The 13,729-nt window shown below is 70.9% G+C and carries 10 protein-coding genes; 6 read left to right on the forward strand and 4 right to left on the reverse strand.

All coding sequences use genetic code 11. The features are described from left to right. Positions 1-4: 4 nt before the first annotated feature. Both AC5677_RS39775 and AC5677_RS39780 read left to right on the forward strand, forming a co-directional pair. A complete protein-coding gene (locus AC5677_RS39775; protein ID WP_497192712.1) occupies positions 5-2,563 on the forward strand; it encodes an FAD-dependent monooxygenase in 2,559 nt (852 codons plus the stop codon). 77 nt (positions 2,564-2,640) lie between these two features. After that, a complete protein-coding gene (locus AC5677_RS39780) occupies positions 2,641-3,525 on the forward strand; it encodes an SDR family oxidoreductase (protein ID WP_497196929.1) in 885 nt (294 codons plus the stop codon). Positions 3,526-3,652: 127 nt separating this feature from the next. Here AC5677_RS39780 and AC5677_RS39785 read toward each other — a convergent pair whose 3' ends face one another. Both AC5677_RS39785 and AC5677_RS39790 read right to left on the reverse strand, forming a co-directional pair. Then, on the reverse strand, positions 3,653-4,345 hold the full coding sequence (locus tag AC5677_RS39785) for a formylglycine-generating enzyme family protein (RefSeq protein WP_497192713.1): 693 nt from the start codon (positions 4,343-4,345) through the stop codon (positions 3,653-3,655). A 282-nt stretch (positions 4,346-4,627) separates the two neighbouring features. Further along, positions 4,628-5,125: a GNAT family N-acetyltransferase gene (locus AC5677_RS39790; RefSeq protein WP_497192714.1), complete on the reverse strand. Its 498-nt coding sequence runs from the start codon at positions 5,123-5,125 to the stop codon at positions 4,628-4,630. A 485-nt stretch (positions 5,126-5,610) separates the two neighbouring features. On the opposite strand from AC5677_RS39790, the gene AC5677_RS39795 reads away from it, so the two are divergent. Beyond that, entirely contained in the window at positions 5,611-6,561 is a 951-nt protein-coding gene (locus AC5677_RS39795) for a hypothetical protein (protein WP_497192715.1), read from the forward strand. Between the two features lie 131 nt (positions 6,562-6,692). Here AC5677_RS39795 and AC5677_RS39800 read toward each other — a convergent pair whose 3' ends face one another. Further along, positions 6,693-7,424: a dienelactone hydrolase family protein gene (locus tag AC5677_RS39800; protein WP_497196930.1), complete on the reverse strand. Its 732-nt coding sequence runs from the start codon at positions 7,422-7,424 to the stop codon at positions 6,693-6,695. 228 nt (positions 7,425-7,652) lie between these two features. On the opposite strand from AC5677_RS39800, the gene AC5677_RS39805 reads away from it, so the two are divergent. The 3 genes from AC5677_RS39805 (at position 7,653) to AC5677_RS39815 (ending at position 11,909) form a co-directional block, all read left to right on the forward strand. After that, positions 7,653-8,252, forward strand: a complete 600-nt coding sequence (locus tag AC5677_RS39805; RefSeq protein ID WP_497192716.1) for a TetR/AcrR family transcriptional regulator — start codon at positions 7,653-7,655, stop codon at positions 8,250-8,252. A 305-nt stretch (positions 8,253-8,557) separates the two neighbouring features. Further along, the gene (locus AC5677_RS39810) at positions 8,558-9,706 is read left to right on the forward strand and encodes an acyl-CoA dehydrogenase family protein (RefSeq protein WP_497192717.1); all 1,149 of its coding nucleotides are present in this window, start codon (positions 8,558-8,560) and stop codon (positions 9,704-9,706) included. After that, positions 9,693-11,909, forward strand: coding sequence for an acetate--CoA ligase family protein (locus tag AC5677_RS39815; protein ID WP_497192718.1), 2,217 nt, complete (start codon positions 9,693-9,695; stop codon positions 11,907-11,909). The genes AC5677_RS39810 and AC5677_RS39815 overlap by 14 nt, the downstream gene beginning before the upstream one ends. Before the next feature lie 101 nt (positions 11,910-12,010). On the opposite strand, the gene AC5677_RS39820 is transcribed toward AC5677_RS39815, so the two are convergent. Further along, positions 12,011-13,234, reverse strand: a complete 1,224-nt coding sequence (locus AC5677_RS39820; RefSeq protein ID WP_497192719.1) for a cytochrome P450 family protein — start codon at positions 13,232-13,234, stop codon at positions 12,011-12,013. Positions 13,235-13,729 lie beyond the last annotated feature (495 nt).

A 13,729-nucleotide genomic window follows, 5' to 3' on the forward strand; every position in this document is an offset into this window, starting at 1 on the left:
CGTCATGTCGAACAATCGGCCTGTGAAGGCCCTCGTCATCGGAGCCGGCATCGGCGGACTGACCTGCGCCGTCGCACTCCGGCGAGTCGGGATCGACGTGGCCGTGTACGAGCGGGCGACCGAGCTGCGCGCCGCCGGTTCCGGCCTGTCGGTCATGAGCAACGCCGTCAGCGCGCTCGCCACCCTCGGCATCGACCTCGGCCTGGACAAGCGCGGCCAGATCGTCGAGTCCTTCACGGTCATGGACCACCGCGGCCGGGAAATCCGGGACCTGCCCTTCAAAGAGGTCTGCGAGACGGTCGGCGCGCCCAGCGTCTGCCTGAGCCGCTCGGACCTTCAGGAGGCCCTGCTGGACGCGGCCGCGGACTGCCCCCTCCATCTGGGCGCCGCCGCAACCGGCTTCGAGACCGACGACACGGGCGTCACCGTCCGCTTCGAGGACGGGAGTTCGGCGCACGGTGACCTCCTCATCGGCGCCGACGGATTCCACTCGGCCATCCGCGGCCGGCTCGTCGGGCCGGAGACGTCACACGACAGCGGCTATGTCTGCTGGCTCGGCATCGTCCCCTTCAGCCACCCCGGCCTCACCCCGGGCAGCGTGCGCCACTACTGGGGCAGCGGACAGCGGTTCGGCCTCATCGACATCGGCCACGGCCGCTTCTACTGGTGGGGCACCAAGAACATGCCCGCCGCCCGCTCGCACGCCTGGGACGGCACCAAGGACGAGATCGCCGAGGCCTACGCGGGCTGGGCCGACGAGGTGCGGGCGGTGATCGACGCCACCCCGCCCGCGGACATCCTCGCCGTGCCCTCCCGCGACCGCACCTTCCTCGAACGGTGGGGAGAGGGCCCCGTCACCCTGCTCGGCGACGCCGCGCATCCCATGCTGACCACCCTCGGCCAGGGCTCGGCGATGGCGATCGAGGACGCCGTGGTCCTGGCACACACCCTGGCCGAGCCCGGGGCCCGCGACGACCTGCCGCTCGCCCTGCGCACGTACGAAGACCGGCGCCGCGACCGCACCCGCGCCATGGTCACCGCATCCCGCTCCATGAGCGACCTCGAACAGGCCGACACCCCCGAACGGCGGCAGGTCCGCGACGACCACTTCCGCCTGACACCCCGGCCGGAACTCGTCCGCCAGAACCTGGAAGCCCTCACCTTCCCCCGCATCCCGGACCCCGTACCACGCGTCCGTCGGCAGCTCAGCCCCTTGGAGCGCTGGTACTGGATCGCGGACCGGACCTCACCGCTCAACGGCGTCATCCGGACCCGGATCCACGGCCCCCTGGAGCTGCCACTGCTGCGCCGCGCCCTGGACGTCCTCCAGTCCCGGCACCCTCTGCTGCGCGTCGCGATCAGCGGCGACGAGGAGGGAACGGCCCCGGCGTTCCGTCCGGTGGGCGGGCGGCCGATCCCGCTGCGGCACGTACGGGTGCCGGCCGCGGACCCCGAGGCCGACGCGCGATGGGCACGCGAGGTGGAGGAGCGCGAGCTCGCCGAGGGCATCGACGGCCGCACGGGGCCGCTGCTGCGGACGGTCGTGATCACGCGGGAGGGTGCCGGGCGCGGCGAGGAGGACGTCCACGACCTCCTTCTCACGGCAGCGCACTGCATAGCCGACGGCATGACGGGACTGTCCCTGCTCAAGGAGTGGATCGACATCGCCGCCCAACTGAGCGCCGGAGAGGAGCCGTCCTGTACGTCACGCCGGGCGCTGCCCGCCGCGGAAGACCTGCTTCCGCGCCCCCACCGGGGCGAGGCCGGGGCCGCCGCGCTCACGGCGCTGATGGCCCGCGACGAGGAGGAGGCCCGCCGGCTCCGACCACGGCGGATCGCCCCCAGCCGGCCGGTCCCCTTCGACCAGCGGCGCACCCGGATGGTGCACAGGTCCCTCACCGCCGGGCAACTGGAGCTGCTCGTGAGCGCCTGCAAACGGCACGAGGTCACGGTGCACGGAGCCCTCGCCGCCGCCATGGTGACCGCCGTCGCCCAGGAGGCGGGCACACCGGAACCGGCCCACTTCTCGATCGGCTCGCCGCTCGACTTCCGCGCCGAACTGGACCCCGCCGTCTCCTACGACGAGGCCGGCACCTACGCGGCCACCCTCCCCACCCGCGTCCTGTACCGGCCCGGTGCGCCCCTGTGGCGGATGGCCCGCGCCATCAGCCGGGACCTGGCGGACCGCCGGAAACGCGCGGAACACCTGTCCCTGATCACCCTGCTGGACCGGGCCGGGCCCAGGACATCGGCCGAAGCCGCCTCGTTCATGCGCTATATGGACGAACAAGGCCCGCTCAACCTGTGCCTTTCCAACCTCGGCCGCTATGGCTTCCCCGACCGGGTGGGCCCATGGCGCCTCTCCGATACCCAGCTCGTCGCGGGCATCTCGGTGACCGGCGCCGTAGTGGCCACCGCCCTCACCAGCCACAACCAACTCGCCTGGAACTTCAGCTACATCGACGGAATCGTCACGCCACCGCGCGCCCGCCATATCGCCGACGCTTCCGTACGCACCCTGCTCGCCGCGCTGCCGACCGAGCCCGGCGCGTCCCGCACCTGAGCCGACCGGCCACCGCCCGCCCACCGTCCCCCCCACCACCACCACCGCACCAACGAGCGCCCCAGGAGAACGCATTGCTGACCCATCGACCCAAGCCCCTGTCTCCGTCCGGACGAGCCGTCGTCATCACCGGAGCCTCCTCCGGGCTCGGCAAGGAGTGCGCGCTGCGGCTGGCACAGCGCGGCTTCCGCGTCTTCGCCGGAGTGCGCAAGGCGGAGGACGGCGAACTGCTGCGCGCCGAGGCAACCTCCACACGGCTGCGGCCGGTACTCATGGACGTGACCGACGGCGACTCCCTACGGGCGGCCGCCGCCGAGATCGCCGGGTCCGTGGGCGAGCAGGGCGTGTGGGCGCTGGTGAACAACGCCGGTACGTGCATATCGGCCCCCCTGGAGTGCGTGCCGCCCCCACGCCTGCGACAGCAGCTGGACACCAATGTCGTCGGTACGGTCGCGGTCACCCAGGTCTTCCTGCCGCAGCTGCGCCGGACCCGCGGGCGCATCGTCAACGTCTCCTCGGGTCTGGGCAGCATCGCCATTCCCTACCTCGGCGCCTACGCGGCGGGGCAGTTCGCGAAGGAGGGCATGAGCGATGCGCTCCGTCGCGAGCTACGGCACTTCGGCGTCTCGGTCTCCGTCGTGCAGCCGGGCGCGATCGCGACCCCGATCTGGGACAAGGTGCGCGAGGCGGGCGAGGAGATCCTGGGCAAGGCCCCGGAGGACGTCGCCCGCCTCTACCAGGCGTCCTTCGAAAGCTTCCTGCGGGCGAACGAGCAGCGGGCGCAGTCGAGCACCACGCGGCCGGAGGACTTCGCCCGCACCGTCTTCCGGGCACTGACCGCCCATCGGCCCCGGACCCGCTACCGCGTCGGCACCGATGCACGGGCGGCCGCAACGCTGTCGCGGCTGCTGCCGGACGCCGCCCTGGACCGCGGCCTCGGCGCGGTCACCAAGGCCCGATAGCGGCAGGCCGGGCCCGACCCATCGGAACGGACCCCGGTCTGAACGCGCCGCCGCTTCGGCATTCCGTCAAGATACGGCGAGGGCCCGGAGAACCATCGGCTGGTCGCGGCTGTGCGGCGTGCTCCCGCTACCGCGACCGGGCCAGCCGGAACCCGAGGTCGTCCACGCGAAAGGTGGGGTGACTCTTGCGGCGGCACGACGCCCGGCACCCTCGGGGCTGGTCGTACGCACCTCCGCCCCGGAATACCCGGTACGGGCCGTACACCTCGGGGTCATAGACATCCCAGCACCACTCCCACACGTTTCCGAGCATGTCATGGAGGCCCCACGCGTTCGGCGTCCTGGTGGCGACGTCGTGCACCTCGCTGCCGGAGTTCCCTCGGTACCAGGCGATCTCGTCCAGCTCTCCGTAGCGGACACCGGACGTACCGGCCCGGCACGCGTATTCCCACTCCGCCTCGGAAGGGAGGCGATAGCCGTCGGCCTCCCAGTCGCAGACCACATCCTGCCCGTCGGGGTCATCGCCCATCGCGTAGCAGGGGGCGAGCCCCGTCGCCTGCGAGAGGAGGTTGCAGAACCGAATGGCCTCCTTCCAGGAGACCTCGGTCACCGGCGTCCGGGGCCCCGCCGCGCTCTCGGGCGCTTCGCCGTGCACGGCACGGTAGAGCTCACGCGTCACGGGATACGGCGCCAGCCGGAAAGCCCCGACCTCGACGTTCCAGTTCGTCTTCGTGCCCTCGTCGCGCAGGACGATCTCTCCGGCGGGGATCTCTATCATGCGCTCGGCGATGGCCTCGCGCGACGTCGGCCCAAGGCTCATCGCAGCATTCACTCGTCCCACTCGATCGATTTGTTTCTTGATCGTATAGCTACGTCATGGGGTCGTAGGTCGTCTGCTGAAGCGCTACACCGGTTTCGGGAAAGGGTTCTGACGGCACCTCAGTCACATCGGGCGCGGTAACGGTTTCCGAATCCCCCCGCCCTGGCTGTGACGACCCACCGTCTCACCCGCGAGAACCGGGGATCGGGGATCGAGGGCCGGGGTTCGAGGTTAGAGGTTCGAGGTTCGAGGTTCGAGAGATCGGGGTTCGAGGGATCGACGTCATGCAACGTCGAGGTTTTTCGCCAGGACCAATTCCCGGCGTAGGCCATCCGGCGACACATCCCCGAGCCTTTCCGTGGCCGTGAATCCATGGCGTTCATACAGCGCGATGGCCGCAGGGTTGTCCGGCATCACCGACAGCATCAATCTCCTGGCGCGCCTCTGTATCGCCCACCGCTCAACCTCGCCGATCAAGCGGTCTCCCACTCCCTGGCCACGTGCGCGGGGCCCGACCCACATGGAGATCAGCTCCGCGGTGTCCGGTTCCTGGGACGGAACCCCACTGACCATGCCGACCGGCCGGCCGTCGAGGACCGCGATGACATTGTGCGAGCCGCGGATCCCCAGGCGGGCTCGCCAGCGTTCCTCGCGATCGCCGTCCCCCTGCCACTCCGCCAACGTCGAGCCGAATGCGGACGGCGCCTCGGCGAGCGCGGTCAGGCGCAGTGCGCGCCATGCGCTCCAGTTGTCCGGACCCAGGACCCACAGTTCAGTCACCGCCCAAACACTGCCGTGCAGATGGGACGGCGGCAAGCGGATATGCGGGAGGGGGCAGGGGGTGGGATGTGGGGACGCGGCCGCAGGGATGACTGGGGGAGTCCACCGTGCGTATCCCTGCGGATGCGCACCGCCGCCGTCCGTGATCGAATCCCGAATCCTCCGCGCATCCCATTTCCCCTTCCCTCTTGACTCTGGCTGAACTGGGAGGAAACTGGTGAATACACCAGAAAACCGGAGAGCCGCACCGTCGACAGAGACGTCTGTTGGCAGGAGACCCTTGACGTGGCCCTGGCTAGGCCCCCGGAAGCCCCGCGTGCCGGAGACTCAGCGACGACTGAGGCAGATGGTGACGAAGCGGACTCCCGGGGACTGTTGTGTGTGCACGCACAGACCGATGTGTTCGAAGGCCGCCGATCCCGCCGGCGGCATCGAGACGCCGTCCGCAGTCCGCCGCGAGGAAGCCGCGCCTCTAGGCTCCCCTCATGGACGAAGACGGGGTAGGCGACGACGGGGCAGGCGGAGACGGGACGGACGCGCGGCGCCTCTTCCATGCACTGCATGAGCACGACGGCCCGGAGACCTACGGAACGGTGGTCGCACCGTGGCTGGAGAAGGCGGCGGGTAAGGCGGCGGGTAAGGCGGCGGGTGACTACCGTGCCTGGCTCGCGTCGGCCGCCGTTTACGAGGGCGGGCGGGCCGGGGGCGTGGCGCCTCACGGGAGCCCGTTCCTTGTCCGAGAGCTGTATGCCCTCAGCCGCGTAAGTGACGTACTGCTGCTGGGATTTCAGCCTGCCGCCGACGCTCCTTCCGAGGGGACGGGCGCCGACTGCCACCCCGCGTCGGACCCATGGCCGGGTGTCTCCCGCTCCGAATATCTCGAATTGTTCGGCGCGCTGGGAATGACACCGTTCGACGACGCCGTCTTCGACTCCTTTCTCCATGAGATCGTCGAGGTCGAGCAAGCCGATGACCCGGAGACCCCGATCCAGATCACTCAGGTCCTATGGCCTGGGCTGATGCTCGGCGAGCTGCTCTTCAGCCGGGCCGGAGTCCGCGTCCGCGCCGGACGTGCATTCGCGCAGCGTGGCGTCGCCGACCGCTTCCCGCTGTACTGGACCTTTCGGCGCAGCTACCGCCCCACGGTCGATGAGTCCCATGGCTGGGGACACAATTCGCAGTGGGCCACCGACTTTCGTCTCGATTACCGCACTGCGACTTCCGACCACCTCAACGTCGCCGGAGCGACGCGCCTGGACACCGCAGGGGACCTCGGCGACGAGGCGATGCTGTTGACGCCGCACGAACGAGGCGAACTCCTGCGCCACCGCTGCCTTTTGCGGATGCCCGACGCCGGCGGGGCGCTTGCCGAAGCGCCCGGATGGGAGAAGGAGCTCAGCCCCTTCGCATGGCGGCTGCCCAACCTGGAGAAGTGACCCACCTCGTGTGGTCCGGTGGTCGGGTCCTTCCCGTGAAGGCGATGCCTCGGCGGCCCGGTCGCCGGAACGGCGTCGGCCCGTCCACCGCCTGCGCGGTGGACGGGCCGACCATCGTTCGCGCCCTGGGGTCAGCGGCGGACGTGTCGCGCCAGCGCCTCGAGCGCCCGCTGCCAGGAGTCGGTGGCGGACTTGTCGTCGTACGTCTCCGGGCGCTCGTCGTTGAAGAAGCCGTGCCCGACACCCTCGTACGTGACCTGCTCGTGGGCGACTTCCGCGTCCCGCAGGCGGGCACCGATCCGGTGCCACTCGTCCAGCGGCATCACGAAGTCGTCCGCACCGAAGAACGCCAGCACGAACCCGGTGTTCGCGGCGATCTCCGCCGCCCGGCTCACCGGGGCGACCGGCTCGGCCAGCGGGATGCCACCGTCCAGCAGCCACCCGCCGTACCAGCTCAGGACCAGGTCGAACCGCAGCTCCGACGCCCCGAGCATCGCGACATGCCCGCCCAGGCTGAACCCGAGCATGGCGCTGCCGCCCTCCCCGCCGTACCGGCGCGCCACCGCCTGCGCGGCCGCGAGATCCGCGACGACCTCCTCACGGCGCAGCGCCGTCATCAGCCGCCGCCCCTCGGCCCGGCCGTCCTCGTCGTAGCCGAAACCCGCCCGGCGGACGCCCCGCCAGTACAGATCCGGCGCGAGCACCGCGTACCCCTCGCCGGCCAGCCGCGCGCAGACCGCCTTCAGATGCGGGGTCACCCCGAAGAACTCCCCTGCCACGATGACCGACCCGCGCGGCGCTCCCGCCCCTCGGGCAGAACCAGCCAGCCCTCGGGCCCTTCGCCATCGGCGAGTTCGACCCAGCGAGCCGAAGTACCGTCACTCATCGTTCCCCCTGCGATGATCCGATAGTGCTGCGGATTTTAGCCACGGAATGGCCGAACCAGATCGCGTTCTGCTGCGGGGCCCACCCCCCCCCACGGGGCAGGGCCGGGGCCGGTTCCCGCCGCGGATCGGCGTATGCGACGAACTGACTGGCGCACCAGTCAACATTGCTATGCTGCCGCACCCGTCCCAAGAAGGGCTGCCAGCATGCCGAGACCCAGCGTCGAAGCGGAACGCCGCGCCCAGATTCTGGCGGCCACCTGCAAGGTCATCGCCCGCACGGGGATCGTCGCGTTCCGCGTCGCGGACGTCGCCAAGGACGCCGGACTCTCACCCGGCATCGTCCACTACTACTTCGACACCAAACAGGACCTGATCCGCGCGGCGTTCGAGCGGAACTTCCTGCGCTCGCTCGAGCGCCGCGCCGCCATCTTCGAGTCCGGCCTGGACCCCGTGGAGAAGCTGCGGGCGCTCGTGGAGGCGTACCTGCCACAAGGCGACGAGACCGTCGAGGCATGGAACGTCTGGGCCGAACTCTGGGTCACGGCACTGCACGACACGGAGCTGCGCGACCTCAACGACCGTGCGTACGGGGAATGGCGCCGGATCGTCGCCGGCATCGTGCGCGAGTGCCAGGCGGCCGGGCGGATGGGCGGCGACGCGGACCCGGTGGACGTGGCCAACATGCTGGTCGGCATGCTCGACGGGCTCGCGCTGCAGGTGCTTGTCGGCTCGCACGCCATGACGCTCACGCGGATGCGCGCCACCTGCCGGGTGTTCATCGACGGCCTGTTCGCGGCGTCCTGAGCCGTTCCTGCCGTTCCGGCCGCCTCTGCTCCGGTCGTTCCTGAGCCTTTCCTGCGCCTTCCTGCGCCGTTGCTGAGTTGCTGCCGGGCCGTACTCCTCCCCACTCCTTCCCGGGCTCCCTGGCTGGTCCTCGGCCGTTGCTCTGCGCTGCTTCCCTGAAGGTGCTCTGCAGGGCCGGATCCATCCGTGTCCAGATCATTGACTGACGGATCAGTTATTAATACCGTCGCGGCCATCCGACCGACGGCATCCGGCGGACAGCCGGGCGATCCCGAGGAGCTGGCCGAGTGACACTTCCTACCGAGATGACGGAACTCAGCCCCGAACAGCTGGCGATCATCGACCTCTGCCAGGACTTCGCGCGGGACAAGATCAGGCCCGCCGCGCGAGCGGTCGACGAAGCGGACACCGAAGTCCCCTGGGAAATCTGGGGAGAGGCCGCCAGGGTGGGTCTGACCTCGTTCATGCTGCCCGAGGAATACGGAGGCGGCGGGGCCACCGATATGTTCACCCAGTGCCTCGTGCAGGAAGAGCTGTGCGTCGGCGATCTGGGACTGGGCAACCTGCTGACCGCCAACGGCTTCTTCGCCCACCCGATCCTCGAACTCGGCACCGACGAGCAGAAGGAGCGCCTGCTGCGCCCGCTCGTCGGCGACGCCCCGCCGATGACCTCGCTCGCGGTCACCGAGCCCGATGTCGGATCCGATGCCGCCTCGCTGCGCACCCACGCCGTACGCAAGGGCGACCGCTATCTCCTCACCGGCCGCAAGGCATGGATTTCCAACGCGGGTGCGTCGGAGTACTACATCATCTTCGCCACCGTCGACCCGCGGCTGCGCGCCAAGGGCATCACCGCGTTCGTCGTGCACCGCGACACTCCGGGACTCACCGTCTCCGCGCCGTGGAAGAAAATGGGCCAGCGCGCGCTGATCAATGCCGAGGTCACTCTCGATGACGTCGAGGTGGACGCCCGCGACCGGCTCGGCGAGGAAGGCCAGGGCTTCATGGGGCTCATGCAGACCTTCGACCGGTCGCGGACCATCCTGGCGGCCGCGGCCACCGGCGTCGCGCGCGCCGCCACCGAGTACGCCGTCCAGTACGCCAATGAGCGCCGGCAGTTCGGCAAGCGCATCATCGACCATCAGGCCGTGGGCTTCCGGCTGGCCGACATGGCGACCCGCGTCGAGGCCGCGCGCCTGATGACCTGGCGCGCCGCCCAGCGCATCGACAGCGGCCGCCGCGCCACCCGTGAATCGGCGATGGCGAAGCTGACCGCCTCGGAGACGGCCATGTTCGCCACGTGGGCGGCGGTGCAGACGATGGGCGGCTGGGGCTACTCGCGGGAATTCCTCGCCGAGAAGTGGATGCGCGACGCCAAGCTGGAGGAGATCGAAGAGGGCACCTCGGACATGCAGCGGCTGATCATCTCCCGGAGCCTCCGTGACCACGCCTGAAGCGATCCGCGTGCCGGAGGTGGGATCCGAGCCCGGGTCCGAGCACGAGTCCGGGTCCGAGCCCGGCTCCGAGCCCGCGTCGCAGCCCGTCCCGGGGCCCGTCCCGGGGCCTGTCCCGTCGCCCGAAGTGGCCTCGCTGCCCGAGTCGTTGAGTGCCGATGCCGCTCTGACGCCACTGTGGCGGCCCGCCTCCGTCGCGGTCGTCGGGGCGAGCGACGACCCCGCCAAATGGGGGCACTGGCTGGCACGTGGCGCCCTTCTCGGCAGCGAGATCCGTACGGTGCACCTCGTCAACCGGCGCGGCGGACCGGTGTGCGGTCGGCCCGCCTTCCCCTCGCTCGAAGGCCTGCCGCACCCACCCGAACTGGTGGTCATCGCCGTACCCGCGCAGGCCGTCGAGGCGGCGTTCGACGATGCTCTCGCCGCAGGCGCCCGTGCCGTGCTGGTGATCAGCGACGGGCTCGGCCGGCTCACCGGTAACCCCCGCCTGGCCAGTGACCTGGGCGAGCGGGCGCGTGAGCGGGGCATCCGATTGCTCGGGCCGAGTTCGCTCGGGATAGTCGACACCCAGGCCGAACTCCAGCTCGCCTGGGGCGACTTCGAGGCCGGGCCGGTGGGAGTGGTGACCCAGAGCGGCCAGATCGGTACGGAGATCGCGTACTTGCTTGCGCGGCTGGGCTCGGGCCTGTCCCGATTCGCCTCGACCGGCGCCCAGGTCGACGTCTCCACCGAGGACCTGCTCGAGAGCCTCGCCGGCCACGACGCGACACGAGCGGTGATCGCCTACGTGGAAGGCATCCGCGAGCCCCAACGGTTCCTGCACGCGGCTCACCTGCTGCGCGAAGCCGGTAAGCCGCTGGTCCTCCTCACGGTCGGCAAGAGCCCGGCAGGCAGCGCCGCCGCCATGTCCCACACCGGCGCGCTCATCTCCGGCACCGACGTCCACGACGCCGTATGCCGCAGCGTCGGCGCCGTCCGGGCCACGACACCGGCGCATGCGGCGGAGCTGGCCCACGCCCTCGCACTGGGCATCCGCCCCCGCGGCAGCCGGATTCTCGTGGTGTCCGACTCCGGTGGCCAAGGGGCGCTCGCCGCCGACATCGCCACGGAACGGGGCCTGGACCTCGCGGCGCCCCCCACCACCCCGCCACCGGCCCCGGTGGCGTCCCGCAACCCCGTCGACCTCGCGGGCGCCGGAGAACAGGATCTGACGGTCTACGCCTCGGTGGCCGAGTGGGCGGCGACCTCCGGCACGTACGACGCCCTGGTGCTGACGGGCTACTTCGGCCGCTACGGCGAGGACGCTCCCACCCTGGCGACGGCCGAGGCGGAGGTGGCCGCCCGCCTCGCCCGGGTCGCGCACACCCTCCCCGTACTGGTCCACACCATGGCCGGCGGCTCTCCCGCCACCCACACGCTGCGTGCCGCGGGCGTACCCGTCCACGCCGACATCGACAGCACCCTGCGGGCACTGGCCGGCTGCGCCCAATGGCAGGCAGGGACTCCACGCCCACCGGGCCACCGCCCCACCGCACCGCCCGGCCCGCCGGGGCCGGGCATCCCCTACCTTCAGGCACGCGAGATCGCGCGGGCGGTGGGAATCGCGTTCCCCGAGGCCGGGGTGGCGGAAAGCGCCCGGGAAGCGGTGGGGATCGCCGGGGCCTGGGACGGCCCGTCCGTGGCGAAGGTCGTCGGGTATGCGCACAAGACCGAGGCCGGCGGGGTCCGGCTCGGCCTGGGGACCGAAGCCGACATCACCGCCGCCTTCGAGGACTTCGCCACCCGGCTGGGCGCCCGCTCCGTCATCGTCGAACGCATGGATACCCGCCCGGACACCGTCGAGCTGATCGTCGGGTTGCGGTACGACCCCGGCTTCGGCCCGGTCGTGCTCGTGGGCGCCGGAGGCACATCGGCCGAACTGTGGCGGGACACCACCCTTGAACTCGCGCCCGTGACCGTCGACGGCGCTCGGGCCATGCTGCGCCGGCTGACCTGCTGGCCGCTGCTGAACGGATGGCGCGGAGCCGCCCCGTGCGATGTGGACGCCGTCGCCGCAGCCGTCGCCGCACTGTCCACGCTGCCCGGCCGCGACCCGGCGGTCGTCTCCGCCGAGATCAACCCGCTGCGGGCGGGACCGGACGGGGTCCTCGCGGTCGACGTCCTCATCGAGCGCGCGGCGGCGCCCGCGGAGGCGAACGGCTGACATGGCTGCCGAGTACGCCCGCCGTGGACCGCGTTCAGGCCGGTCCACGGCATTCACGGCCGGTCCGAGGAGACCACCGCCCGTGGCGTCCCTCCCGGCTCTTATGCCAGGAGCACCGGCAACTCGAACAGCTCGTTCTGTGTCACGACCGGCTTGTTGCGCAGTTCGGACCGGGGGACCGCCAGGCGCAGGCGGGGGAAGCGGGCGTAGAGGGCGGGCAGGGCGATAGCGGCCTCCATACGGGAGAGAGCGGCGCCGGGGCAGACGTGTGGGCCGTGGCCGAAGGCCAGGTGGCGGTTGGGGGAGCGGGTGATGTCGAAGACGTTGGCGGAGGGGCCGTGTGCGTTTTCGTCGCGGCCGATCGCTGCATGCGCGATGATCACCGCTTCGCCCTTGGCGAGGATCTTGTCGCCCACGGGGACGTCCTCGGTGGCGAACCGGATCAGTACATGGGAGGTGGGGGAGGACCAGCGCAGGGTTTCCTCGATGACCGCCTCCCAGCTCGCCTCTCCCGCCTGGACGAGCGCGAGCTGTTCGGGGTGGGTGGAGAGATTGACGACCGCGTTGACGATCAGCGAGATCGTGGTCTCGTGCCCGGCGGCGATCATCACCCCGATGGTGTTGAGGATCTCGTCATCGGTCAGCCGGTCGCCGTTCTCGCTGGCGTGGACGAGGGCGCTGGTGAGGTCGTCGGCGGGTGTCGTACGGCGTGCCTCGATGATCCGGAGGTTCATCTCGCGCAGCTCGGTCAGGGTGGCGACGACCTCTTCGGGCGGCGTCTGGGTGGAGAAGAACTTGTCGAAGAGGACCTTCAGACGAGGGTGGTCGGCGCGGTCGACGCCCAGCAGGTCGCTGATGACCCGCATCGGCAGCGGATAGGCGAACTCCGCCTTGAGGTCCACCACTTCACCGGGCGCGCGACCGGTGAGCCCGTCGAGCAGGTCCTCGGTGAGTTCCGTGACGCGCGGCCGCATCTCGTCGACGCGGCGCGGGGTGAGGGCCTGCGCCACCAGGGTGCGCAGCCGGCGGTGCTCCTCGCCGTCCACGGTGAGCATCGAGCGGCCCGGGTTCACCAGCCCGATCAGCGGCCAGTCCTCCGGGATTTCGCCACGCTGCCAGGCGTTCCACAGGGAGATGTCCTTCACCACCCGCCGGTCGGTCATCAGCGCGCGGGCCTCGGCGTGGTGGGTGACGGCCCACACCGGGACACCACCGGGCAGTTCCACGGCGGCCAGGGGGCCATCGGCACGTAACCGGGCGGTCTCCGCCTCCAGGTCGGCGACGAAGGGGTCGAGCGCGATACGGGTGGTGCCGGCGGTGGTCATCGGTGGGTCTCCCGGTGTTGTGGGCGGGTGGGGTGCGGCGCTCGGGCAGTCCGGTCGGACAACGCGGCAGGTTGTGGCAGGCCGTGGCAGACGGGGGTGGCCGGGGTGGGTGACAGCGGTTCGCGCCGTGCGGAGTCCCGGGCGAGGAGCGCCATATCACCGGTGGCCGGCTCCCTCCCACGGTTCGGCGGGTGCGGTCTGCCACCGGGCTTCCGGCAGGGGCATGGGGTGGGGCCCGCTGTGCTGGTCGCGTCGTGTCTCCCGAGGCCGTACCGGTGGCCGACGCGGGTCGCGAGACGGTGTGCGGCGCGGTCCCGGATGGGGACGGTCGGCCGGCCGCATGGCGTTGCCTCTACCTGACACTCTCCGATCAACGCATGAACACTATAGGTAAGTGTTGATCGTTCTGTGGCGCGTTCCGCGAAGTTGGCAGGGGGTGTGCGGGCGGCCGCGCGAAGGGCGGTGCCGACACGCTGCCGCGACGTGGCAGTGATA

This window comes from Streptomyces sp. JLSY215, from assembly GCF_059682825.1.